At 42.3% G+C, this 25,369-nt stretch carries 19 protein-coding genes and 1 riboswitch; of the genes, 13 read left to right on the forward strand and 6 right to left on the reverse strand.

The window, feature by feature from the left end:
* Positions 1-43 precede the first annotated feature (43 nt).
* Together CHH58_RS10415 and CHH58_RS10420 are read left to right on the forward strand one after the other, a co-directional pair.
* Positions 44-2,065, forward strand: coding sequence for a CDP-glycerol glycerophosphotransferase family protein (locus CHH58_RS10415; RefSeq protein ID WP_170937593.1), 2,022 nt, complete (start codon positions 44-46; stop codon positions 2,063-2,065).
* A complete protein-coding gene (locus tag CHH58_RS10420; protein ID WP_095262490.1) occupies positions 1,983-3,701 on the forward strand; it encodes a DUF6270 domain-containing protein in 1,719 nt (572 codons plus the stop codon). The genes CHH58_RS10415 and CHH58_RS10420 overlap by 83 nt, the downstream gene beginning before the upstream one ends.
* Positions 3,702-3,747: 46 nt before the next feature.
* On the opposite strand, the gene CHH58_RS10425 is transcribed toward CHH58_RS10420, so the two are convergent.
* A complete protein-coding gene (locus tag CHH58_RS10425; protein WP_170937594.1) occupies positions 3,748-5,397 on the reverse strand; it encodes a Na/Pi cotransporter family protein in 1,650 nt (549 codons plus the stop codon).
* Between the two features lie 469 nt (positions 5,398-5,866).
* Between CHH58_RS10425 and CHH58_RS10430 the strand changes: the two genes are divergently transcribed.
* Positions 5,867-7,159 (forward strand): amino acid permease, encoded by a 1,293-nt coding sequence (locus tag CHH58_RS10430; RefSeq protein ID WP_095229112.1) that lies wholly within the window; start codon positions 5,867-5,869, stop codon positions 7,157-7,159.
* On the opposite strand, the gene CHH58_RS10435 is transcribed toward CHH58_RS10430, so the two are convergent.
* Positions 7,136-7,756 (reverse strand): LysE family translocator, encoded by a 621-nt coding sequence (locus CHH58_RS10435; protein WP_095228951.1) that lies wholly within the window; start codon positions 7,754-7,756, stop codon positions 7,136-7,138. The genes CHH58_RS10430 and CHH58_RS10435 overlap by 24 nt on opposite strands.
* A 352-nt stretch (positions 7,757-8,108) precedes the next feature.
* Between CHH58_RS10435 and CHH58_RS10440 the strand changes: the two genes are divergently transcribed.
* The gene (locus tag CHH58_RS10440; protein ID WP_095228953.1) at positions 8,109-8,624 is read left to right on the forward strand and encodes a sigma-70 family RNA polymerase sigma factor; all 516 of its coding nucleotides are present in this window, start codon (positions 8,109-8,111) and stop codon (positions 8,622-8,624) included.
* 201 nt (positions 8,625-8,825) lie between these two features.
* Positions 8,826-10,169: a UDP-glucose dehydrogenase family protein gene (locus tag CHH58_RS10445; RefSeq protein ID WP_095262491.1), complete on the forward strand. Its 1,344-nt coding sequence runs from the start codon at positions 8,826-8,828 to the stop codon at positions 10,167-10,169.
* 33 nt (positions 10,170-10,202) lie between these two features.
* Here the strand turns inward: CHH58_RS10445 and CHH58_RS10450 are convergent, their stop codons facing one another.
* A complete protein-coding gene (locus CHH58_RS10450; protein ID WP_095260424.1) occupies positions 10,203-11,192 on the reverse strand; it encodes a helix-turn-helix domain-containing protein in 990 nt (329 codons plus the stop codon).
* A 132-nt stretch (positions 11,193-11,324) separates the two neighbouring features.
* Between CHH58_RS10450 and CHH58_RS10455 the strand changes: the two genes are divergently transcribed.
* The 8 genes from CHH58_RS10455 to CHH58_RS10490 all read left to right on the forward strand — a co-directional run bounded on the left by CHH58_RS10455 (position 11,325) and on the right by CHH58_RS10490 (position 22,197).
* Positions 11,325-12,230: an ROK family protein gene (locus CHH58_RS10455; protein ID WP_095262492.1), complete on the forward strand. Its 906-nt coding sequence runs from the start codon at positions 11,325-11,327 to the stop codon at positions 12,228-12,230.
* Between the two features lie 3 nt (positions 12,231-12,233).
* Positions 12,234-13,646, forward strand: a complete 1,413-nt coding sequence (locus CHH58_RS10460; protein ID WP_095228961.1) for a 6-phospho-beta-glucosidase — start codon at positions 12,234-12,236, stop codon at positions 13,644-13,646.
* Positions 13,647-13,820: 174 nt separating this feature from the next.
* Positions 13,821-16,358 (forward strand): LuxR C-terminal-related transcriptional regulator, encoded by a 2,538-nt coding sequence (locus CHH58_RS10465; RefSeq protein ID WP_170937595.1) that lies wholly within the window; start codon positions 13,821-13,823, stop codon positions 16,356-16,358.
* Between the two features lie 90 nt (positions 16,359-16,448).
* The gene (gloA2, locus tag CHH58_RS10470; RefSeq protein ID WP_212551793.1) at positions 16,449-16,847 is read left to right on the forward strand and encodes an SMU1112c/YaeR family gloxylase I-like metalloprotein; all 399 of its coding nucleotides are present in this window, start codon (positions 16,449-16,451) and stop codon (positions 16,845-16,847) included.
* Entirely contained in the window at positions 16,844-17,551 is a 708-nt protein-coding gene (locus CHH58_RS10475; RefSeq protein WP_095232330.1) for a hypothetical protein, read from the forward strand. Before gloA2 ends, CHH58_RS10475 begins: the two co-directional genes overlap by 4 nt.
* Positions 17,552-17,662: 111 nt before the next feature.
* Positions 17,663-19,210, forward strand: a complete 1,548-nt coding sequence (gene ppx / locus CHH58_RS10480; RefSeq protein ID WP_095262493.1) for an exopolyphosphatase — start codon at positions 17,663-17,665, stop codon at positions 19,208-19,210.
* A gap of 84 nt (positions 19,211-19,294) precedes the next feature.
* Positions 19,295-21,412: an RNA degradosome polyphosphate kinase gene (locus tag CHH58_RS10485; RefSeq protein WP_249275099.1), complete on the forward strand. Its 2,118-nt coding sequence runs from the start codon at positions 19,295-19,297 to the stop codon at positions 21,410-21,412.
* A 122-nt stretch (positions 21,413-21,534) separates the two neighbouring features.
* Positions 21,535-22,197: a hypothetical protein gene (locus CHH58_RS10490; RefSeq protein WP_095232332.1), complete on the forward strand. Its 663-nt coding sequence runs from the start codon at positions 21,535-21,537 to the stop codon at positions 22,195-22,197.
* 10 nt (positions 22,198-22,207) lie between these two features.
* On the opposite strand, the gene CHH58_RS10495 is transcribed toward CHH58_RS10490, so the two are convergent.
* From CHH58_RS10495 to CHH58_RS10505, 3 genes are read right to left on the reverse strand one after another with little or no spacing between them, the layout of a single operon-like run.
* On the reverse strand, positions 22,208-23,251 hold the full coding sequence (locus CHH58_RS10495; RefSeq protein WP_095232333.1) for a hypothetical protein: 1,044 nt from the start codon (positions 23,249-23,251) through the stop codon (positions 22,208-22,210).
* Entirely contained in the window at positions 23,238-24,467 is a 1,230-nt protein-coding gene (locus CHH58_RS10500) for a glycosyltransferase family 2 protein (RefSeq protein ID WP_095228970.1), read from the reverse strand. Before CHH58_RS10500 ends, CHH58_RS10495 begins: the two co-directional genes overlap by 14 nt.
* Positions 24,464-25,240, reverse strand: a complete 777-nt coding sequence (locus CHH58_RS10505; protein ID WP_141234981.1) for a hypothetical protein — start codon at positions 25,238-25,240, stop codon at positions 24,464-24,466. Before CHH58_RS10505 ends, CHH58_RS10500 begins: the two co-directional genes overlap by 4 nt.
* Before the next feature lie 34 nt (positions 25,241-25,274).
* A riboswitch (cyclic di-GMP riboswitch) is annotated at positions 25,275-25,358 on the reverse strand.
* Between the last annotated feature and the right edge of the window lie 11 nt (positions 25,359-25,369).

The following is a 25,369-nucleotide window of genomic DNA, read 5'->3' on the forward strand; positions in this document are numbered from 1 at the left end:
TTATTTGTAAATTATTAGTAAAGATATGAGAGGAGACAGCAGATTGTCCGTCTACAGCGAAGTATCTAATGGCTCTCTCGTTTTCAAGGATGGTTTTCTGGACTTCAACGGTTCAGTGAATTTGATTACGAGAAAGAGAAGCTCCAATAAGAAATACTATGTGTATGATGCAGCAGGCCAGATTATTTCGGAAGAGAACGACGAGTCTCATACCGTTACGATTAAGGAAATTGTCTACCACAAAGGAAAGCAAGTGATTTTTTATTTGGACAAGCGGATGAGATTATCCTTCATTGTGACTCGGAAGCATAAACGACTTACGGAAGAGCAGATTATTGAAAAAGCTGAATTAGCTCCTTCACAGCGTGTCTGGAGCATTCCTCTTTTTAATATGATCTTGTTCATAGGAGTTTTACGATTCAGGTATACAAATATACAGGAATATGAGATTGCCCTCGGATATGACAAGAAATATAGATTTCCGATCAAGTATTTGTTTTCAAAGACAATACGTGAGAAGAATACATTCAATACCAGTAAGCTGAAGTTGTTATGTCATACATTCTTTTGCATCATACCAACCAAGGATCTGGAAAAAATATACATAGAAACAAGTTCGATCAATTTACCAATGTTTCTTCGAATACATAACGATACGGCCAATTATTATTATCCGTTCAAGAAGAGCGGATTTGATAAGTACAGCCGCAAGCATTATCTTTACAACACGTTCAATTACCGTATAAGCAAGAGTTTATCTGTATTTATGAGAAAATCTGTAACTGGTCAGTTAGTATTTGTGTACTCCAACAAGCTGCATAAATCGATCGTAATGAAAGAGGCAATTGCGTATGTGATTGTGAAACTATTCGCTCGTAAAAATAATCGGATCATTCTTTTTGAGAAGTTTTGTGAAGGAGCCAGCGAGTCGGCTTATGAAATCTTTAAATACGCCAGACAGCAAAAAGATACAATGGCAAGATTCATTATTGATGCTAAATCGGACTTATATCCTGCATTAATCGAGCAGTTTGGCAAGGAATATATTATTAAGAAAAATACGCTAAGAAGCTTTTATAATATCTTCAAAGCAGATGCATTGATTTCCTCAGATTTAGCTACTCATATCCAGCGTCGTCTGTACGATAATGATCGATTGATCAAGAAGAAGATTCTGGATAATAAAAATAAAATATTCCTTCAGCATGGTGTAGCATTAGCCACAAATGTATTCGAAAGAGGCTACTTCAATAAAAGAGTGCCGATTGCACCGGATTATATCGTAACGAGTTCCAGAAGAGAAAGTCGGAATTTTTTGAAGTATGCAAATTATACAAACGAAGATATTATACCTACCGGCCTTCCTAATCTGGACCTGTACGTCGAATCAAAAGAGACAGTCCAAAAAGAAGAAATAACCTTCATGCTTACATGGAGACCTTGGGATCTGACAGGCGGTAAAACTGAGGGATCTTATGTGGGCAGGTACATCCAATTCATCCGTATGATCCACAGTGATCCTTTCTATGAAGGGAAAAAAATCAATGTAGTGCTGCACCCGAAAGCAAAGGTGATATTGCGTGATCAATTCCCTGATATCTATGCCGAAATAAAATCCAAGCTATATGCTGGAGATATAAAAGATATTCTACTTAGAAGTAAGGTGCTCATCTCTGATTATTCATCAGTTACGTTCTATGCTTTTGCTGGCGGAAGCAATGTCATCTTCTATTGGGAGGATAAAGTAAAGGCTGAGAAGGAATATGGTGCCCGGAACATCTTACAAAAGGAAAATGCATTTGGCGACATTATATACGATTTCAATCAATTGAATGCTTTTATCCAGAGCAATTATCCACAGGAGCAGAAAGCTGCCTACCAATCGAAGTTCAGCCTGATGGTTGAGAGAACCGACGGAAACAATACGGAAGAAACATACAACTATATACGTAATATTCTCGATAAGGAGAGGGGATTGGCTGATGTTGAATATCGAAATAAAAGGTTCTTGCGTAACGAGAGAGTCCTTCAATTATCAGGACAAGAAAACATACAAAGTAAATAAATATATCTTCCAAAAGCCTTTAAAGGTCATCTCCACTGCTCCAGCAGCTCTTGCTGATGAGGCTGCTATTATTAGAGAAATAAAGCTACAGCTTACGAATAATGAAAGTGTCAGTGACTTCGTTTTAAAACAGGTAGATGATAGCTTCACCAAGCAGTTCATTATTGGCGGCGCAGATTACTTCATTTTCGATTTGATTGACGAACGGATGCCTACACTTAAAATCGGGGAGTCCTATGTGGAACGCCGTCCAGAGATCCAGAAGGTTCTGGAGAGCTTCGGAGTGGATTTTCTGAATGAACCAGGTAATGCTGACGATTTATACCGTTACATCGATATCTTTATCGAAGGTCTGCAGGAGTATTATCCTTTAGAACAGGTCATTCTGCATAAAGCCTTTGCTCAGTTTAAGGTTTCGGACGGGGAACAGCTTGTTCCTCTCTCTTATACATTTCCAGATGAAGGTCATCGGAAGTACAGTGCCAAAAGAGCAGTAGAGACTAATTTATATTTAAGCTCGTTATACGAATACATTGAAGCAAAATTTCCTGAAATCCATATTATCGAACTCAAGCATGTGGACTACTATTCCACGCATGACCATGTATACGGCCGGGGTTATTATCATTATAATGACGAATATTATCAGGACTTCTTATCTGCATTAGATGGTATTGTGAGTGGGAATCCAGCTGACGAGGAGAAGCAAAAGCTGATTGCTGATGATAATCTTCACCTTTTCAAGCTTCAGCAAACTATCTTGGATATTACCTCAGGATTCGAGACAGATAGAAGACTGCTTCTAACAGAAATACCGGATCACAAGCCAGTCGATGCACTCTTCCACGATAAAAATGGATTGAGAATGTGCAAAATTTATTATCCTAACGGTGCAAAACGCGGTTTCATGTTTTATGTCAGGAATAAAATTATAGCAAAAGTGATAATCAAAGAAGGAAATCATTATATTTACACACCAGATGAGACGGGTAAATTCGCGGCAGCAGTTGCTTGGAGCACCCGAGGATATCGTTTATTACGAGAGGGAAGTAACTATATCGAAAAAGCCAATGAAGTATCGATTGTTATCAATAAACTTCAAAGGGTAAAGATCTTGTTTAGAAAAGATGATTTTTCTATCCTGCTGTATAACTACAATGCATTAGTTGCAAGGCATGAGTTCCAGCAAGGGTTCCTGCATACTGCCAGAGTGTTTTCAGCAAATGGGAAACTACAAGAAGTACTTTATGCAAAAGGATACAAACGAGCAGGAAGAATGGCGTCTTCCTATAAATATGATGAAGAGGGCAATTTGGAAAATAAAACGGATTTTTATCTGGATGGCAGTCTGTACACGAAACTAGAGTACAACCCGGACGGAACTTACTTCCGAAAGATATTTTACAAAAAAGATAAGCCGCACCGAGCGGTTCAGTTCCAAAATAATAAACAAGTGAAGCGTTTTGTTTATTATCCGGATGGATCTTCTTTACAACAGGAAGTCGACTTTTTTGAGAATGGTACAAGGAGAAAAGTTACGGTGTTTGATGAAAGTGGACACATTAAAAGAATATTGTCTCGTGAGACCCCAAGTGAGAATCTTACTGTGAAGGATGCTGCTCTTCAAGAGGTCTGATAAGAACAAAAAAGGACTCCTATCCGGCTGGATAGGAGTTCTTTTGTTAGTTCACTGTATGCATATGCTTCGATTCCCCGAGCACAGCTTCTGCGATATTCACTGCATGGTCTCCAATTCGTTCGAGGTTGCTGATGATATCGATGAAGACAACACCGGATTGGCCGCTGCAAGAGCCTTCTGTCAAGCGCTGGATATGCTGCTTGCGCAGTTTACGTTCAAGCATATCAATTTTCTTTTCCTGTTCGACAACGTGTGATGCTTGTTTTTTATCATTGTTTTGCAAGGAAAGCATAGCCTCTCGAACTGTATCTGTTGTAAGGAGGAACATATCTGTCAATTCTTCCATTGCAGAGGTTGAGATTTTAACTTTATTGGTCTGCTGGTACTCGACGAGCTCAATGATGTTCTCAAAATGGTCGCCAATACGTTCGATATCGCTGACTGCATCAATCAATGCACCGTGCTCCTCCGATTCCTGAGCGGACAGTGACTCAGCGGAAATTTGGACGAGATAGTCCATGATCTTGCGGTCGAAGTTGTTGATTGCTTCTTCTATTTGATAAGCATTATTTGCATGTTTCACTTGTTTTGTCTGTAAGAATTGATTTGTTTCTTCCAAACCTTGAACAGCCACTTCTCCCATACGTACAACTTCTTGCTTCGCATTGCCTAGTGCCACAGAAGGAGACTGCTGGATCATAACTGGGTCCAGCCCTTTTGTATTGTAGTCAACTACCTTATCCTCACCAGGAATCAATTTCGTAACGATCCAAGCGAGTACAGCTACAAATGGAAGCTGAATCAACGTGTTCGTAATGTTAAACGTTCCATGTGCAAATGCAATGGTCATACTAGGGTTCAAATCCCATGTTGCCTGCATCCAGTTTACCACTGCAGTATACGGAATAAGCAGGATTAAGAAGATTACTGTGCCGATCAAGTTGAATAGTACATGTGTTGCTGCTGCTCTTCTTGCTGCAATGGAAGCACCGATGGAAGCAAGGACAGCTGTAATCGTCGTTCCGATATTATCTCCGAAGAGGATAGGTAATGCTGCCTGAAGATCGACAAGCCCCTCCGAATATAATCCTTGCAGAATACCGATTGTCGCACTAGAGCTTTGAACGACAACTGTAAATAGCGTACCAGCCACTACTGCCAAAATTGGACTGTCGCTTAGCTGCACCGTTAGATCGTGGAAAGATTCTAAGCTGCGTAGCGGCTTCATTGCTCCGCTCATCAGTTCAAGTCCATAGAACAATGCACCGAAACCGAAGAAGATTTGACCAATATTGTTGATTTTTTTGTTTTTAAAGAAGAATAGCATTAAGGCACCGACCGCTAGAATTGGCAGTGAATAGGCACCGACATCCAAACCGATTATGAATGCAGTGATCGTTGTACCAATATTAGCACCCATAATGACACCGATTGCCTGGCGCAAAGTCATGAATCCAGCGCTTACCAAGCTAACCGTTATAACAGTAGTACCAGAGCTGCTTTGAATCAAAATAGTGACGAGCATCCCGGCTAGTACACCCATTAAAGGATTTGTTGTGAATCGATCAAGAATATCACGCAATTTATCTCCAGCCGATCGTTGAAGTCCATCTCCCATCGACTTGATACCAAATAGGAAAATACCTAATCCCCCGATAAATGAGAAGATAAGTTCCTGAAAATTAATTTCCAAAATTTCCACCCCTAAGGTTAATAATCTGCCTCAAACACGATTATTATGTCTAATTGTTAAGGGTATGTAAAGGTGAAGCTTAATTAATTTACAAAACCTTTACAAAAGTATGGAGGGAGGAGTCAAAAGGTGTCACATAAGCAAGAAAATACAAAAAAAGAGCTGTTCCTGTAAAGGAAGAGCTCTTTAAATTCAAAGCAAATCGCTATATCCGTCAATCACGAAATAAATCGTTAAGATCATCATTACAGCTAGTAATACTAGCATAGTGTAGAAGAACGCCTTTTTACCCTTAGATGGTTTAGAATCCATTATACTGCTCCTTTTGCGTAATCAATAAGAACATCATACCACGCTTGTCTTACATAATTCCAACGTTACTTCTCATACTAACAGGACGAGGAGGGAACGGGAATTGAAAAAGCATCCAGGTAATAACGGGCAGGGTAAGACATCAAATACAGGTAATATGAAATGGTGGCAGCTGTCGCTTGTCGGGATCGGCTGTACGATCGGGACGGGGTATTTTCTTGGTTCGGTAATTGGTATCCATTTGACTGGATCTTCCATCGTCATTTCTTTTGTTTTGGCTGCGATTGGTACACTGATTGTATTTCTATCACTAGCTAAGATGACAGCGAATGATCCACAGGAAGGGTCGTTTTGTTATTATGCAGGCAAAGCTTTCGGTGGCTGGGCTGCTTTCAGCTGCGGTTGGAGCTATTGGTGCTCAAATATCCTAATCATGGGCAGTCAGCTGACCGCAATTTCACTCCTGAGTCAGTTCTGGTTCGAGAAGATCCCTTTGTGGGTGTTTTCTGCTATCTACGCAGTGCTGGCGATTATCGTCGTATTGGCAGGAGCGAAAGGGTTCAATAAGATGGAGAATATATTTGCGGTCGTCAAGACAGCTGCAATTACAATGTTTATAGTATTAGCAGCACTTGTCTTATTTAATGTCATCTCTACGGAATCGACGTATAAGCCATTTGAGGAATCCTTCCTGCATGATGGATACAAAGGATTATGGGCTTCGCTTATATATGCTTTCTACGCTTTTGGGGGTATTGAAGTTATCGGACTGATGTCTATGCAGTTGAAGAAGAAGGAAGAAGCGGCAAAGGCGGGGACAGTCATGCTGATTGGTTTGGCGATACTTTATGTCGTTTCTTTGCTGTTAGCTATCAGTATGGTCAAAACGCACGATTTCAAAATGAATGAAAGTCCATTTGTTACAGCACTATCGAAGACACCGCTTGATTTCTTTCCGCATGTGTTCAATGCAGCTGTCATCATCGCCGGATTCTCTACTTTATGTGCGGCACTGTTTGCAGTAACTAATTTACTTGTTACATTAGCGAAAGACAAAGACGCTCCGCAGCTCTTTGCCAAGAAGCTGAAATATAAGGATTTGCCATTAGCTAGTATGTCGCTTGCTGCAGTAGGTTTGCTTGCTAGTATTATCACCGCTTTATTATTGCCCGGGAAAATTTATGAGTACATCACCACAGCGGCAGGATTGCTGCTGTTATATAATTGGCTGTTCATTTTAGCTTCTGCATGGAAAAACGAAAAATTCAAGATGGGTAATAAGTTGGTCACGATCATTGGTGGTATCCTTCTGCTCGCAGGAATCAGCGGAACAGCAGTTGAAGCCGAAATACGTCCAGGCTTGTATGTAAGTGCCGGCTTCGCTGTACTTATTCTGATCATCGGTATCTGGGTAAAACGTAAGAAATCAGAGCACACTCAAAATGCCTAGATACCCAAAATAGATACCGAACCCGAGCAAAGACATTCCGGATACAAGAGTGATCAGCCGTAGGAGCCGATCGTTCAAGAAACGGCGCAGACTACTGGATAAAAGTGCGATCACATTATCCCATAAAAACACACCAACAAAGATGCTAATCGTATAGAGAAGCAAATGGTTTGCCTCACCTTGCTCAACAATTTTGGCGAGTACGGAGCCGTAGACACCGACCCAGAACATGATAGAGATTGGATTGACGAGAGCGAGAAAGAATCCGTAACGGAGTCCTTGCAGTGGAGCAACTGTCGTCATGCTGGCACGAGTCAACGTCCGCGTTTTCAGAACGCTCTCTATACCAAGATAAAGGAAGACGAAACTGCCGAAGAAATAAAGAAAAGACTGAACGACCGGAATCATGATCACATGATAAAATCCAAGATAGACAAGCAGCATATACAGGATATCGGCCAGCATAGCACCGAACCCGACAGATAAACTTTGCAGGAATCCCCCGCGGATTCCTTTTTCCATTTGAGCAGCATTGACTGGTCCGACGGGTGCGGAGAGACTGACTCCTAATAATATATAATTGAGTATATTACCCATGCTTGGCCTCCTTTTGGCTGACTTGTACAGCCTATTCAGAGCAGTGGAAGGGTAGTCCATCTTTTTATTTTTACAAATTATTAATACACTAGCTGAAACACGCATTTCTTAATAGAAAATGCGTGTTTTCTTTTTGATTCTCGAAAATGCGACAAATCTTGCAGTTAAGTAACTGTAAAAACGAGCGGTTTATACTTCAAGATGTCGAATATGGTAAATTAACCCTTTTCTTGCAAAACATTCGATTATAAGACAGAATAGCGAGGGGTGAATAAAAAGTCCTAATTTTTGCCAAGGAGGATAGAGGTTGATAAGCTGTTCTGCCCATAAAAAACTAAGGGAGAAGATACCGATGTCGGACATCCGCAATATTGATTTTCATACAATTCTCGAGCAGTACAAGAATATGATTCATTACCATATCCACCGATTAGGTATCAGGGACACTCACGATGAGTTTCTGCAAGAAGGCGTGATGGCATTATTTTTTGCCTACAACGGATATGATGAAACAAAAGGCACCTTCGATTCCTACGCCAGTCACATGATACGTCACCGACTCATCGACTACCTCAGAAAAATCATCCGCGAACAAGAAAAGACCGACCTCATCATCAATGAAGCCCACACAAAGGAAGCAATCCAGCAAGAAATCGACTTAATCGAGAAGCAAGAATTCTGGAAGCGTGTCAAACATACACTGACTGATAAACAATGGAAATGGGTGTACTGGTACATAATCCATGGTTATGCAGTGAAGGAAATTGCCGCGATTGAAAGCACTACAGAGGATGCTGTGAAGAATTGGGGCAAAGAAGTGAAAAGAAAGCTCCGGGACAGTACATTTATTCAGGAATGCAGAAAATAGTTAAGAATAAAAGAGGGTACAACTTTATGTACCCTTTACATACACATTAAAATTGTAAATTTAATGAAAAAATACAGTAAATTATATCCGCAAATTGGATATTTTATAGTAAACTATTAACAATATCATTAGAAAAATTTTGGTTAAGCAATAGCTTAGTAGAAGTGTTTATACACCTCGAAACAAGAAGGGATCGTAAAAATGAAGAAAATTGCAATTGTTGGAACAGGATATGTAGGCTTAGTAACGGGAGTGGCACTTTCTGATATCGGACATGATGTCACATGCGTGGATATCGATGAGACGAAAGTAGCCAAGATGAATCAAGGCTTGTCTCCAATCTATGAGCCAGGTCTAGCAGAATTAATGACCAAAAATATCGAAAGAGGCAATCTTCATTTCACGACTGACCACAGCATCGCCTTCCATGATTCGGATGCTATCTATATTGCTGTCGGTACCCCAGAGAGAGCGGACGGTTCTGCTAATCTTGACTTTGTACAGCAGGTAGCAAGAGACATCGCTGCTCATGTAACAGATAAAGGTGCTGTTGTAGTTACAAAGAGTACGGTGCCTGTCGGTACGAACAAGCTTGTGAGGCATTGGATCACAGAAGCACTGGATCGTGATGTACAGATTGAGGTTGTATCCAATCCGGAATTCCTTCGGGAAGGCTCTGCTGTATACGATACATACAACGGTGACCGTATCGTAATCGGTTCAGAGTCTGAAGAAGCAGCAAATCTAATCGAAGAAATTAATAAACCATTCGGCGTACCCGTATTCCGTACGGATATCGAGAGTGCCGAAATGATCAAATATGCGTCTAACGCCTTCCTGGCAGCGAAAATCAGCTTTATCAATGAGATTGGTACGATTTGTGGTAAGCTTGGTGCCAATATTGAGGATGTTGCTAAAGGAATGGGTATGGATAAACGTATCGGAGATAAATTCCTGAATGCTGGTATTGGGTATGGCGGCTCTTGCTTCCCGAAAGATACGAAAGCGCTCGTTCAGATAGCCGGTGACGTGAATCATACGTTTGACTTGTTAGAATCGGTTATTAATGTAAATAACAAGCAGCAGCAAATTCCTGTTGATATCGCACAAATGGTTCTACGCGGTGGATTGAAAGATAAGAAAGTTGCGATGCTTGGTCTTGCGTTCAAACCGAATACCGATGATATGCGCGAATCAGCAAGTATTGTTCTTGCACAGAAATTGACTGATCTTGGGGCGAACATCTCTGCATTTGACCCAATCGCCATGGACAATGCGAAGCGTTTGCTTCCAGAGACTGTTCATTATGCAGCAAGTACAAAGGAAGCACTGCAGGATGCTGATGTAGCAATCATCGTGACAGAGTGGGATGAGTTCAAGGATCTTCCGCTAACTGTTTACGAAGAGCAGATGAAACAGCCAATCGTTATTGATGGCCGTAACTGCTATCCACTCAGCTATGTAGAAACAGCGAATATCGATTATTATAGCATCGGACGACCTTCTGTCATCCGTGCAAAAAAATCGAATCAGCCAGCAAATTAATTTAAAGCCGACAGCTTCTGCTGTCGGCTTTTTCTATGTCTGCTCCCGGAATTTCCGAGGTGTGAGGCCGGTATGTTTCTTGAACACTTTCGTGAAATAGCTTTGGTCGTGAAAGTGGAGCAGAGCACAAATATGCAGCAGTGATTGATCCGTCATCCTCAGCAAAAGCTTGGCTTCCTCTATGCGAAGATGCTGAATATAAGTTCGTATCGGCATGCCGACCTCCTGTTTGAATCGGGCGGATAAGTAAGTTGGATTCATTTTTAGCATATCGGCCAGCTGCTTTAGTGTGAAAACCTCGTAAAGGTGCTGGTAGATATAGTGGACGCAATGGGCGATTTTGCGCGAATAGGTCCCTGCCTTTATGTCGCTTACTTTTTCAGCAAATGCGCACAGTGCTTCAGTTTGGAGACGGATCAGTGCAGGTAGATTTGTCTTCTCCTCGATTTGCTGGATGTACACATCACTCATCGTAAAGGCAAGCTCTGGTGCCAATCCTCCGTTGATAGCGGCTCGTGTTGCTAATGTGATTGCTGTTATAGCAAGGTTCTTCCGGTTCCGCAATGCATTTTGCTTCGCCAATGTTCCGCTCAATTCATCCGGGAAGCTCAGCAGCTGTTTTTTAACGAGCTCAGGCTTGCCGGCACGAATACAATCGAAAAGCTTTTCCTCTAAATAAGGGTGATGGTGCAAAATGATATTCTGTCTGTTTTCAGCTGATTTAATCATCGGCAGTTCAAAGGAGCTTTTTCGCAGTGCAGCCGTATCTAGTTCTCTCTGGTACAGCATGTAATAAGCGAGTGAGCCGATATCGATTAATCTATCCTTTGATAGGTTTGCTTCGAGTGTAGGGCCAAGCTGCAGCATACCTCCATTACCTTCAAATGGTATGTATAAAGACACTCCAGCAGCCTCTTCCATAAGATATGGAACATGGGAGAGTGCGGCTTCTGACTGATATGTAACAGGTATAGAAAAAGTCTGGTGAAGCAATCGTGTGACGGTGGACCATTCGTTCGGCATACATAACCTCCATTGCAGAAAGTAGAAAGTAACTACCAAAAAAACGAAATTAATACCAGAAATGTAATCGGTGTCATTATATCATAAACATGCAGGGTTTTTGTAATAGGACAACTGGAGGAGGTGCTGAGCATGTATCTAGTAGTAGACATCGGCGGAACCTTGGTCAAAACCGCTTTAATGGATAGAGGCGGCAAAATCATCAAAAAGGACAGCCGACCATCTTCCAGAGAAAATATCGAAGCTTTCGATAAGATATTGTTTGCTAGCATCGATGACATGTACAGCGAGGATGTACGTGGCATTGCAGTCAGCACGCCAGGAGCTGTCGACACAGACACCGGTGTTATTTATAATGGCGGGTCTTTCCCGTTCCAGCATGGCGTGAATATGAAAGCAAAGCTCAAGGAGCGCTATGGTGTGACAGTTGCAGTTGAAAATGATGGCCGCTGTGCAGCTCTCGCAGAGCTTTGGCTCGGCAGCCTTAAGGACAAGCGTGATGCTATCGTCTTAGTGCTTGGCAGCGGAGTGGGCGGCGGTATCCTCATGGATGGCAGAGTTCACCATGGCCGAAATCTGCTTGCAGGAGAACTGAGTTATGTGATGGAAGCAGTTGATGCGGAATCAAAGAAAGCTACCTTCTTCGGAGGAACTGGCTCCGCTGTCAACATGATCAAACGTATCAATAAGGAAAAAGAAGTTGCGGATATCACAGATGGGAAGAAAGCATTCGAATTTATCAATGCTGGCGATGCTGCTGCGAATCAGATCTTTGATGAATTTTGCCGGAGCATTGCAGTGCAGATTTTGAATCTCCAATATATTTTTGATCCAGAAGTGTTTGCAATTGGCGGCGGCATCAGTGCGCAGCCAATTGTGACAGAACGAATTCGGCAAACCGTAAAAGAGTTAAAGCAAGCAAATCCATTCCATGTAGCTGATCCAACAATCGTCAGCTGTCATTATCAAAGTGATGCGAATTTATATGGAGCTCTTTATCATTATTTAACGGAACATGAAAAGACAGGGAGGAACTAAATCATGGCAGAAGTGAAAAAAGAATTTCCACAAGGTTTCCTATGGGGGGGAGCTGTTGCAGCTAACCAGCTGGAAGGAGCGTATCAAGAAGATGGCAAAGGTTTGTCGACAGCAGATGTATCACCTGATGGTATCATGTATCCAACATCTGAGGATCCAGCTAAACTGAATCTGTATCATGATGGTATCGACTTTTATCATCGTTACAAAGAAGATTTGGCATTGTTCGGTGAGCTTGGTTTTAAATGCTTCCGTACAAGCATCGCGTGGACGCGCATTTTCCCGAATGGTGATGATGCGGAGCCGAATGAAGCAGGCTTGAAATTCTATGACGACTTGTTCGATGAAATGCGGAAACAAGGCATGGAGCCTGTTGTTACTATCTCTCACTATGAAATGCCTTTGAATTTAGTGAAAAAATACGGGGGCTGGCGTAATCGTGAAGTGATTGGCTTCTATGAGAAGTTTGCGAGAACAGTACTAGAGCGCTATAACGGTAAAGTGAAATACTGGATGACCTTCAATGAAATCAATGTTGTGCTGCATGCGCCATTCACAGGTGGCGGTCTCGTATTCGAAGAGGGTGAGAACAAGCTTAACATCATGTATCAGGCTGCTCATCATCAATTCGTTGCTAGCGCATTGGCAGTAAAAGCATCTCATGAAATTAATCCAGAGGCGCAAATCGGCTGCATGATCGCGTCTATGACGACGTACCCACTTACACCGAATCCAGATGACGTATTTGCAGCTTTGGAGCAGGATCGCAAAACATTGCAATTCTCCGATGTGCAAGTACGCGGCTACTATCCTACTTATCTAAAGCGCTATTTCACTGAAAACGAGATAGAGTTCGAGATTGCTGCCGGCGATGAAGATTTAATGCGCGAGCACACTGTCGACTATATCGGCTTCAGCTATTATATGAGTTTCATTGCGACAACAGATGAAGAGAAGCTGAAAGAAGCAGCAGCAGGAAACTTGATGACAGGAGTTAAAAACCCTTATCTCAAGTCTTCTGAATGGGGCTGGCAGATTGATCCGAAGGGATTGCGTACGACGCTGAATGTTCTTTATGATCGCTACCAGAAACCTCTATTCATCGTTGAAAACGGTTTGGGTGCGGTAGATAAAGTCGAAGAAGACGGCAGTATTCAGGATGATTATCGTATCGACTACCTACGTGCTCACATCGAACAAATGAGAGAAGCAGTAGCTGACGGCGTTGATTTGATCGGGTATACAACTTGGGGACCGATTGACCTAGTCAGTGCTTCGACAGCGGAATTGAAGAAGCGCTATGGCTTTGTTTATGTCGACCGTGATAACGAAGGCAATGGCACATTGGAAAGAACGAAGAAGAAGAGTTTTGCTTGGTATCAGCGCGTAATTGAGACAAACGGACAGGAACTTTAATATAGAAGCACCTTGCTGCTCAGCAGCAGGTGCTTTTTTTTAGTATATTATGGGTGTGTATCCATTGGACTATCATAATTTGTCATTATAGATACAATAGTGCTAGATTGTACCACCAAAATTCTACAAATTTTGCTATACTAAAAGCAACTAAGTTGAAAAAGGTTGATGGGGATGCGGGAACACGAAGCTAGTCGGAATGAAATGGCTGAGTCTACTTTGAAGGTCGGTCAAATGAGAATAGAACGGATCAAACCGGACAGTGTCTGGACAAAGATCGAAACGTGCAAGCTGACGACATTGACAGCTCCCTCTGGCTATGGCAAAACGACAATGCTCCAGGAATGGGTAGCACAGACTGATTTGGAAGTAGGGTGGATAAGCCTCGAGGAAGAAGACATACAGCGTGTCGCTTTCTGGAAGAAGACGATTTTACATATGCCGGGTCTGCCAGAGGAGGAACGGAAAAATCTATTGGATATTATCCAGTCTGCCTCCTATTCGCCGACCCATTTCATTGCGACATGGTGTGCTTATTTGCGTGAGCATTCTGTGGCTGGTGCACTTATCATCGACGATTTTCACTTGATGACTAATTACAATGAACTGCATGAATTAACATCACTACTGGAAGAAATGCCAGAGACATTCCATATTATTGTATCCGGACAGGTACTGCCGGGTCTTTCTATGAAACGGCTGCTGCGGCAGCGTCAAGTATTACAGATCACAAAGCGGGATCTAATTTTTACAGAAGAAGAGATTGAATCATACATCCGAGAACATCTCCATAAGGAACCGACAGATGCTGTTGTTCAAAATATTATGCAGCAGACACAAGGGTGGGCTGCCGGTCTTCAGCTTATCCACATGTATGAGCAGTTCCGGGAGGACTATTCTGAACTCCAGTTTTCGAATGTTGTAGTTGCAAGACAGCTGATTCAGGAGATTGTTCAAAGTCTTCATGAGAATGAGCGGAACTATCTGCTATGCACTTCTATTTTGAATACGATGCATGTTCATTTATGTGACTATATCGTAGGCACAAGACGGGGTCGAGTAATCATGAGACGGCTAAAAACTCAAGGATTGCTTATTGAGAACCAAGGAGAGCCTGGCTGGTTCACCTATAATAAGCACTTCCGTACATATCTGAAAGAAATGCTCAATATGCAGGCCACAGATATCAACGACTTATATATTCGTGCAAGCGTTTGGTACGAAAACGAGCAGATGCTGCTCTTGGCTATCCAGTATGCTTGGAAAGGCAATGACTTGGATAGAGTTAAACGACTTCTAGTTGAGGCAGCTCCTCGCCTCCTGCATGAAGGGCGCGTCGACCAGCTGCAGGAATGGATTGGTAAACTGCCACGGAAGTTTATTTACCAGCTGGAGCTAGGTATCATTTATGGATGGGTACAATGCCTTCGCTTTCAGCCAGAGCTTGCCCAGCGTCATGCCTATATGATGGAGGAGCAGCTGCTGCGCCGAGAACTAAAGTTTTCGGAAGAAGAAGAAAAAAAGCATTTTGCCGATTTGTATACTTTAAAAAGTTTTATTTCCCTGTTAGAGGATGATGCAAAGAGTACGCTGGATCATGCAAGCAAGGCATTGATATACAGTGAAAATTCCAGCAAGTACTTTTCTCATTCGGTCGACTATAATCGTCATGATGCCACGATTCTTCAATCCCCTATGGGTGGAGGCGGTGATTTACGTGCGGTTCAGCGTGTATACGATGCTTTGGCTCATACCGTTACAAATGAATCTATGTTCAGCGGTTATTATCATTTAGCTATGGCAGAGCTTGCCTATGAATGGGGCATGGCCAGCAAAGTGAAAAATCATCTGGAACAAGCATTAACTATCGCTGATTTGTTCGGACTGCCTGGTCTGCTTGTACCGGCATATATTCTGAAGGCACGACATGAAATGGAGCAGCAGGGCGATGCTCAAACAGCCAAAGCGACGCTTCATGCGCTGAAGGATATGCTGACAAGGAGCAATACTTCAGCAGATTGGTTCAAGAAAGCAGAAGCAGCGAGAACTCGTATTGCGATTCATCAAGGAGATACAAAGCGAATTCAAAATTGGCTGTCTCTATTCGTTCTTCAAGAGCCGCCATTGCAGCAGAAAAGTCTATTCGAATATATAACCCTCGTGTGGTCTTACGCAGCACTGGGTGAAGTAGAAATGGCGCAGAATTATATTAAGAAACTGTTGCCGCTCGTGAAATTCGGTCATCGTATAAGTGCTGAAATAGAATTGTACGTCATCCAAGCGGTGCTTCTGTATCCAACTGATCGTGATCAAGCATTGCTTTCTATGAAAGATGCGCTGCGCCTCAGCGCTGATCATAAATATTTACGCACCTTTTGGAAGAACGGTGAGATAGTACGCGATATTTTGAATGAATTGATGGAAACATCAGAAGTACCGAAGAAACATCAGAAGTACGTTGAACAGATCCTAGCGTACTGGTCAGAGGGAACAACAGAGCAGAAACTGCAGAACAAGCTAACAACCCGAGAGCTGCAGCTTGTCTATCATCTCCAGCTTGGCAAACGGAATAATGAGATAGCAGAGGATCTGGAATTATCACTTGGTACGGTAAAAGTATATTTCCACCGAATCTATGAAAAGCTTGGTGTGAAAAATCGCAAGCAAGCGAAGGAATTAGCAGCTGGTCTTGATTTTTCCGACATATTGTAAAGAAGAAAATGATTTTGCAGAATGGTGCTGAATAGTGGAAGTAATTGTAGTAGAATGGAAGAAATGGAAATGTGGGAAGGAGGCAGCACTTTGCTGCAAGCTGTGCATCATATAGCGATTATTTGCTCGGATTATTCAGAATCCAAGCGATTTTATACAGAGGTATTAGGTTTACAAATTATACGGGAAGTATATCGAGAAGAACGGGATTCCTATAAGTTGGATCTAGCTCTTGGAGATGCATATGTTATCGAATTGTTCTCCTTCCCAAATCCTCCGGCACGGCCAAGCTATCCAGAAGCTGCAGGGCTGCGGCATCTTGCTTTTTCCGTGGATGATGTTGAAAAGGAAGTAGCTCGACTTCAAGAAATGGGTGTGAAGACGGAGCCTGTTCGGATTGATCCTTTCACAGAAAAAGCATTTACTTTCTTCCAGGATCCTGATGGTTTACCAATTGAGCTCTACGAAGAGGAGGCCGCTCAAAAGTGAAAAAGGAGACACTGCTGATTGGAACATTCATCCTTTTCCTTGGTATTGCAGTCTCTGCATTCTTCTATGTACAAAACAAATCTGTAACAAGCAGTTCCTTGAAGGCAAATGAGCAAAAGGAGCAGTCTTATGCTGCTAAAGCGAAACTAACGGAAGAACCGAAAGAAGTTAAGATCGAGCATATCGACGGCGAGTTTGCCCTCCAGAAGGAAATGATCGCAGTTGAAGATGAAGAATCAGCTGAATTAGATTCTGACACTGAGGAAGAAGTTCTGATGACTGAGGAACCAGTCATTACGGAAGATGACACAGAGACCGATTATAGCTCTGATTCTACTTATCAAGCACCTAGCTCGAGCTACACCGCGCCAGCAAGCAGCTCATCTGGCAGCAGTTCGTCTAGTTATAGTGGAAGCGGCAGTTCCGGCAGCTATGCTGGAGATGCTTCTAGCAGAGGCTCATCCAGTGGCAGCGGTTCAAGCGGCAGTGGTTCTTCTGAAGACAGGGATGCAGAGAAAGTGGAAGATAGTAACACTGCACCGTCAAAAGAGAAAGATGAATCAGCAGGAAAACCTAAACCAGCTCCGAAGCCACCTGTAAAAGAGGAACCGGAAGAGGATACAGTACCTGAACAAGATTCCGAGCAACCGGAGCTTCCTGGTAATGATGCAGAAGAAAAAGAAGAAATCGAAGCAGTAGGATAAATCATAACAGTCGCACAATTGTGCGGCTTTTCTTTTAGGGACAATGTTACGAGAGCTTCAGTTTGGGTAATATGGAGAGAAAGGGCTTTCGACTTGGGGGGACGACTTGTTATGAAGACAAAATATTATGCCATTATTGATATAGGGTCAAATACGATGCGCCTTGTTGTGTATTTACGTGATAAAAGCGGCAGAATCAAAGAAAGAGAGAATGTGAAGGTCGTCGCGCGTTTGCGCAATTATTTGACTGCAGATGGTGTCTTGGATAAAAAGGGAATTCAGACATTGGTTAAGACACTTCACAGTTTCCAAGAAGTGACGCGCTTTTATGAGCTGGAATCAACGACATGTGTGGCAACGGCAACGGTCCGTCATGCGAGGAACCAACAGGAATTACTAGAACTGGTAGATAAAGAAACTGACTTCACTATCAGGGTTCTATCAGACTATGAAGAAGCGTATCTCGGATATTTGGCTGTGGCTAACAGCACGCCGTTCCAGGATGGAATCACTGTTGATATCGGCGGCGGCAGCACCGAGGTGACGTATTTTGAGAATCGTAAGCTGCGATTCTATCACAGTTTCCCATTTGGAGCTTTATCGCTTAAGCGGCAGTTTGTTGCAGGAGAGAAGCCGACAGAGGAAGAATTGGAGCATATCCATACGTTTGTATGTGAACAGCTTAAGACATTGGATTGGCTGCCGGACAAACAGCTGCCGATCATCGCTATTGGCGGCAGCGCACGGAATGTCGTCCAGATACATCAAGAAAAAGTCGGCTATCCATTAGCTGGACTGCATCAATATAAGATGAAGAAGCAAGATATCGAAGACATGGAATCAGAGCTTGCTCCGCTCAGGTTTTCCGAGCTGCAGAAGGTGGATGGTCTCTCGAAGGATAGAGCAGATATCATCCTGCCGGCGATGCAAGTATTCCGCTGTTTGCTTGATATTGTAGGAACAACAGATTTTGTCCTCAGTCGGAAAGGATTGCGGGACGGATTGTTGTATGAAGTGCTGCATCGCCGTAATGAGATGACATTATTCGCGGATGTACAGGAACGCAGCTTCGAGGAGCTTGCGAAGGATTTTGAGATAGATCGAACGCATGCACTGCAGCGCCAGAACACGGCTGTATTGCTAGCGAAGCTAGTGGAGAAAAAAGGTCTAGTGGAATTGAATGACCATGATACTTTCCTCGTGAAGTACGCTGCTTATGTTTATAATGTCGGAGCTTATATCGATACCGAATCAGGAAATCAGCACACATTCTACCTGTTGGCAAACCGGACGATTGATGGCTTGCTGCATAAAGATCGCATTATCCTGGCGTTGCTTGCGTCCTTTAAGAATAAATCATTTTATAATCGCAACGCTGAAGTATTCCAATCCTGGTTCAGGGAAGAGGAGCTTGCGCATTATAGGTTGCTGGGAGCGATTATCAAACTGGCAAACAGTTTGCATGCGACGAAGCGGAACGTTGTAGCTGATATCGAATTGCAGGAGGATGGAGACGATCTGCTGCTCACCGTAATTTGCAATAAAGACTGGCGTGCAGAATGGTATCAAGTAGAAAAACAGAAAAAACATCTAGAAAAACAGCTGCGAAGGAATGTAGAGCTCGTTTTCCGCGAAGATACTCATTCCTATATCAGTTAAATTTTACAATAACTTCATAATCTCTCTTTTTGCTGACTGATATACTAGAAGTGAAGAATACTGTCGAAAAGTGGTGCATGGAAATTGAGAACAGAGGAACAGCTGCGGGTGGAATTGAGCAACCCTAAAAATTACAATAACCGAGAGTTGAGCTGGCTTGCTTTTAATGAACGAGTGCTGGAGGAAGCGATTGATGAGCGCAACCCTTTGTTGGAAAGGCTAAAGTTCCTGTCTATTTTCAGTTCCAATTTAGATGAGTTTTTTATGGTGAGGGTGGCTGGTTTAAAGGATCAGGTGAAGGCCGGTTTCAATCGGCCTGAGAACAAAGCTGGCATGACACCGAAACAGCAGCTCCAGAAGATCGGGGCTAAAGCACACCGTCTAGTAGAAATGCAGAACAATTTATTCCAGGATGTTATTATCCCGGAGTTAAAGGAAGAAAAGGTAGAACTATTGAATATGGAGCAGCTGTCCAGTGCCCAGCTGCTCCGGTTGGAAACATATTTTGAAGAAGAGATATTTCCGGTGCTTACGCCGATGGCAGTTGATGCCTATCGTCCGTTTCCGATGCTTTTGAACAAAAGTCTGAATCTGGCTGTATCCTTGTTGGACGAGCATGAATTGGATGAATCCGCTCAGCAGAAGACAGCGATCGTACAAGTGCCAGCTGTCCTGGACCGTTTTATCCAGCTTGAGGACACAAAGGAAGATGAACTGCATTTTGTTCTGCTGGAAGATATAATCAGTCACTATATTTATAAATTATTCCGTGGCTATCAGATCAAGTCTGTCACTGTTTTCCGGATCACGCGTAATGCCGACATGACCATACATGAAGAAGGCGCACGTGATTTATTGAAGGAAATTGAGAAAGAACTTAAGAAACGTAAGTGGGGAGCAGCTATCCGTCTGGAAATCCCTAAACAAGAGTATGACTACAAAATGATCACCTTCCTGACAGAGACATTGGATATTCATCGGAAGGATGTCTATGAAATCGATGGTCCGATCGACATGACGAGAATGATGCAGTTCTACAAGCTGGTTGCAGCAAAACGGGAGCACCTTGTCTATGAGACACTTATCCCGCAGCCGCCTGCTGAAATTGGCACAGATGAGAATTTATTCGATGCCATCAATGATCGAGATATCTTCCTGCACCATCCGTATGAATCATTCGAGCCTATCGTTGATTTCGTTTCGAAAGCAGCAGATGATCCCGATGTATTAGCGATCAAGCAAACGCTTTACCGTGTGAGTGGTGATTCGCCTATTATCGATGCGTTAAAGCGTGCAGCGGAAAAGGGGAAACAGGTTACCGTGCTGTTCGAGTTGAAAGCGCGCTTTGATGAGGAAAATAATGTACAGTGGGCAAAGGAACTAGAAAAGTCCGGCTGTCATGTCATCTATGGGATGACCCATCTGAAGACGCATAGCAAGATCACACTTGTCGTGCGGAAGAAGCATAATCGAATCGAGCGCTTTGTTCATCTTGGCACAGGGAACTATAATGATCAGACTGCCAAGCTGTATACGGATATGGGACTGTTCACCTCCAAGCGGAAGTTCGGAATTGATGCGACTAACTTCTTTAATTATCTGAGCGGCTATACGGAGAAGCCGACTTTCCATCATCTGTCGGTAGCTCCATTTGATATCCGTTCTGATATCATCTCAATGATTGATGAGGAGATTCGCTTACATAAGCGTCATGGTAACGGGCGGATCATTATGAAAATGAACTCCATTACTGATAAGCCTATTATTCAGAAACTATATGAAGCATCCATCGCCGGGGTTCAGATAGACTTAATTATCCGTGGTATCTGCTGCCTGCGTCCTGGGATTAAGGGCGTCAGTGAGAATATACGTGTACGGAGTATTGTCGGCAGATACTTGGAGCATACACGAATCTATTATTTCCATCATAACGGCGAGGAAAAGATACAGCTTTCTTCAGCAGACATGATGACGAGGAATATGGAGAAACGGGTAGAAATCCTTTTCCCGATATTCGACGGACCTATCAAGCGACGAATCCGCGGAATACTAGATGTCATGCTTCGAGATAATAGCAAAGCAAGAGAACAGGATGAAAACGGCGTCTATCATTATGTGTTGCGTGGCGACAAGGAAGAGCTGGTGGATAGTCAGCTGATTCTATTTAATGAAGCCTATCAAGTGATGGATGACGAGGAATAAGAATGGGACGCAGTAGCGTCCTATTTTTTTTGCCTTTCGACAGAATCTGCTGGGAATTATTGCTATAATGGAATCTAGCAATCTTAAACTGGAAATTCATTCTAACAGAGGAGTGGAAGGCAGTGAAGGCATTTTTCATAACTTTATTATGTATTTGTGTACTTGCGATAGTTGGTACTGGCATCTACTTCTTCCTATCACAGGAAGAAAACGATACAGCCAGCGGGAAAGAGAATGAGGCGCCGCAGCAAGAACAATTACCTGCTGAAGTGCCGGAAGAGAAAGAACTGAAACCGGTAGAAAAAGGAGAAGGAGCTTCTCAGCTGGAAGAACTGTCTGGCGATACGAAGGACTTCCTTTCTACGTTCACATACGAGACCTATGATGAACAAATAGCTTACCAGAACGAAGAAATAGTCAAACAGATTATTAGTGACCAGCATGCGTATTTGAATGATCTGACTGGCTGGGGACACATCGATAATGTAGACATCGACTACCTGGCTCAATCAGAGGAATGGCAGCAGCTGCAAGAGGATGTCGAAAGGCTTCGAACAGAAGGCTTCGCCCCATCGGAAGCTGTGAACGATATGTGGAACGCCGAAGCATTCATGCGAATCGCTACAGACAGCGCGGACTTGAACAGTCTGCGGTATGTGCATCGGATTATCCATGACATGGATGAAGAAATCAATGGAGCAGAAGTGGATAAGATTTGGGGTGCAACACGTGCGTTTGGCGCTGAGGCGGAGACACAGGAGTTGTATGCTTATATTAAGGGATAAAAAAGAGCAGTCATTGACTGCTCTTTTTTTCTTCATATAATGTTGCTGCATAAGAAGCATACATATAATCAAAAAAATGAATATCATTGTAATTTGGTTTCAATTGCAAGGGTGATTGTTTCTGCAGCCGGCTATATAATATCTCGGCCGTTTTCTGATCATCTACTGTTAAACTATAAATCACACCAAGTGCATATACAGCGCTGGATTCATAATCTACAGCGGGTTTGCCTGTGTTACGGTTATAACTTCCGTATAATATACCATAATTTTGTACTTGGGTATTAACCCAATCGTGAAAGCTTTTAGGCTTTTCATGTGTACTTTCTGCATACTGAATAGCAATCAAGAACTGATCAATCATATTTACCGTCTCACTATTCGCTGTTTGATAGCTATTGTTTTCCGGGTCGTAGATTTCATAGAAAAAAGGATTGTCAGTCTGACCTTTCGACAAGATTTGCTCATATCTATTTAACTTTGAAGCTTGCATTTTCTCTAGCACATCATAATCTATATAACTGAGATGAATCTCGGATGTTCTTTGTTGTGATGACCAATCATAGAAATCAACGATTAAACCATTAACAGTTTGTGTTTTATTCATAGTGGTCCATATCTGTCTTGCAAAATTAATGTAAGAGGAATTATGAAACTGCTCTCCCCCTCTTAGCAGTGTTCTTATTATCCGATAATCGTCTACTGAAGCATTTGCAGTAACATCTTCTTCAAGCTGCCATTTTAGAAAAATTCCTTCATCGGTATCGACTGTGAAGTTAGATTGAAGCAGGAGAAATTGCTCCTCAAATTCTTGGCTATCTCCAACTGTGAGTAAATATTCCATATATTGGCCGAGACTTTCAAGTAGAATAGGGCTAGTGCCGCGTTCTTTATCTCCATAGCTAGTAATGAAGCCATCTTTGTTCTTATATTGTTGCTTGACAGTCCGAGTGACTGTTTTTTGGTCAACAGAAGAAGAGAAATTAAGGAACAGCAGAAGGCTACAAGCTAGCAGCAAAAGTATTTTGGCTACAAAACTTTTATGCTGCATCATCCTTGAACCTTTCTGTTTTATCCCACTTAATAGTTTGCTTAGTCAGTCTGCTCCATATATAAGAAAGACCACTCCGTAAAAGTAAGAGTAGGAAGATCTGAGCATACGTAAAGTACATGATTAAGCCGATGAGCACATTAAACGGTGTAATTGTCCTTTCAAGCACCATTGCACTTACGACTTGGGCAGTATAAACTACATAACTCATAAACCAGAACAATAGCAGGGGTGAGTCAAAATCAGGCAGGTTTACACCAAACAAACTTAGAATAAACCATGTATTTGAAAATAACAGCATCAATACAAATAATAAATATGTCAGAACATGCTGGAAGCTATGGACAAAAGTCTTTCCTTTCCAATAACTCCATTCATGAAAAGACTTTTCTAAAAGATAAATGTTACCTGTCAGCCATCTTGTACGCTGCCTGACAAAAATACTGATTTTTTCCGGTTCCTGTTCCCAGGTTTTCGAGTGGTGAACGACAGGTAATTTCCAGCCTAAGGCAGTTAGCCTAACGGTAAGTTCTGCATCTTCAGCAAGAGCATAAAGGTCATATCCCCCTGCTTCTTGCAGTACACTTCTTCGAAGCAGCATATTGGTACCTGCTAGGGAACCTGTCTTGAACATCTTCCATCTTCCACTTTGCATCAAGAGCTGGAATACTTGAAATTCGATTGAGATCATTCTGGTCAAGATATTCCGGTCTGCATTGATTGTTTTAACGTAACCTACTGCTCCGCCGGCCTCAGGAGTCCGTTCTGCTGCGTGAACCAATTCTATTACACTGTCCTCAGCGGGCTGGTTATCAGCATCAAACACTATGAAATAATCGGATTTCGTTACTGATAATCCATAATTTAGAACTCTTGACTTTCCTTTGGGAGAACCGGGAGGAACCTTTAAATAATGAATGCGAGAGAAAGTACTACTGAATTTTTGTATAATCTCAGATGTATTATCCGTAGATGCATCATCCAATACATAAACGTCTAAAGCTCCGGGGTATGTAAGACGAATCATGGCGTCTAGAGTCTGCTTTATCACTACTCCTTCATTATGTGCAGGAATTAAAACAGCAACAGAAGGATAGGAAGATAAAGTAATATCTTCTTTCCTTTTTAAGCGCTGTAAAACACCGGCGATTGTAAGAATAGAATAATAGATAAGTAAAATCCAGAAAAAGGCCATAACTGCTATCAGAATAATCTTCATCCTGCTACCCCTTTGGATGGCGTGTTCATCTCTAAGATAGATTCTATCTTATCCTCTTCTATAATTTCACATATGAGAGGCGGATCAATTAAATTGAATTGTTCTCGGAGTTTTCCCATCAATCTATCAATCACGATATGGCACCCTGATTCATTGGTATTTTGAAGGAAGATGAGGAACTGCTCGCCCTTTACTTGTGTGACTAAATCGAATTCGGCGCGTATTGAACCTAAGATTCCCTCACTTACAATGTGGGAAGTAGAGACTGTTGTTTCGGACTTTTTATCAGGAGTAACGATAGAAACCAAAACATAATAATTCTGTTCATTCCGTCGTCTTGTACCGGTTGATATCAGTTTTACTCGACTCTTAAATTCAGCCAAAGTCAGTAATTGGGAAGAACCTGCATATTTCTCAAGTGTTTGAATCTTCTCTTTTAAAGCTATATTTTCGGTGCGATAGCGGGAGGTAATTCCATACGTAAGCCAAATTAAAACCATACTTACAGTCACAAGAATATGGCGAAGTAAATAATTAACCTGTTCAGTCAGCGATGCATGTGTAAATAATGCATAGAAAAGTAAGAAGAAACCAAAAGCAAGACTAAGCGAAAGCAGCGTGATGAATTGTCTCGTAAAGCTTCCAGTGTGGATAGATAAAATAGCTAAAAGCAGTATTAAACCATCTATCAAGGGAATGGAGGACGAAGTTGTAAAAGATAAGGCCATAAAACTCAGTAACAGAAATGACAACAACATGCGAAGCTGCATCAAAAACCTACTCTCTTATTCAAAATAAAAACAACCGCCATTAAAATGGCGGTTGCACTAGTAGCTCTCCTTTATCCAAGTGCCCACATGCAGATAAAGAGTCGAAGCTTCATTTTCTATTGTCATAATATA

It is taken from the genome of Terribacillus saccharophilus (assembly GCF_002272745.1).
GTDB lineage: Bacteria > Bacillota > Bacilli > Bacillales > Amphibacillaceae > Terribacillus > Terribacillus saccharophilus_B.

Coding starts and splice junctions, on each gene's coding strand:
- ppx (WP_095262493.1), top strand. CDS start 17,663: ATGAAGACAAAATATTATGCCATTATTGATATAGGGTCAAATACGATG.
- CHH58_RS10450 (WP_095260424.1), bottom strand. CDS start 11,192: ATGCCGAACGAATGGTCCACCGTCACACGATTGCTTCACCAGACTTTT.
- CHH58_RS10435 (WP_095228951.1), bottom strand. CDS start 7,756: ATGGGTAATATACTCAATTATATATTATTAGGAGTCAGTCTCTCCGCA.
- CHH58_RS10445 (WP_095262491.1), top strand. CDS start 8,826: ATGAAGAAAATTGCAATTGTTGGAACAGGATATGTAGGCTTAGTAACG.
- CHH58_RS10495 (WP_095232333.1), bottom strand. CDS start 23,251: ATGATGCAGCATAAAAGTTTTGTAGCCAAAATACTTTTGCTGCTAGCT.
- CHH58_RS10455 (WP_095262492.1), top strand. CDS start 11,325: ATGTATCTAGTAGTAGACATCGGCGGAACCTTGGTCAAAACCGCTTTA.
- CHH58_RS10500 (WP_095228970.1), bottom strand. CDS start 24,467: ATGAAGATTATTCTGATAGCAGTTATGGCCTTTTTCTGGATTTTACTT.
- CHH58_RS10430 (WP_095229112.1), top strand. CDS start 5,867: ATGAAATGGTGGCAGCTGTCGCTTGTCGGGATCGGCTGTACGATCGGG.
- CHH58_RS10420 (WP_095262490.1), top strand. CDS start 1,983: ATGTTGAATATCGAAATAAAAGGTTCTTGCGTAACGAGAGAGTCCTTC.
- CHH58_RS10465 (WP_170937595.1), top strand. CDS start 13,821: ATGCGGGAACACGAAGCTAGTCGGAATGAAATGGCTGAGTCTACTTTG.
- CHH58_RS10440 (WP_095228953.1), top strand. CDS start 8,109: ATGTCGGACATCCGCAATATTGATTTTCATACAATTCTCGAGCAGTAC.
- CHH58_RS10460 (WP_095228961.1), top strand. CDS start 12,234: ATGGCAGAAGTGAAAAAAGAATTTCCACAAGGTTTCCTATGGGGGGGA.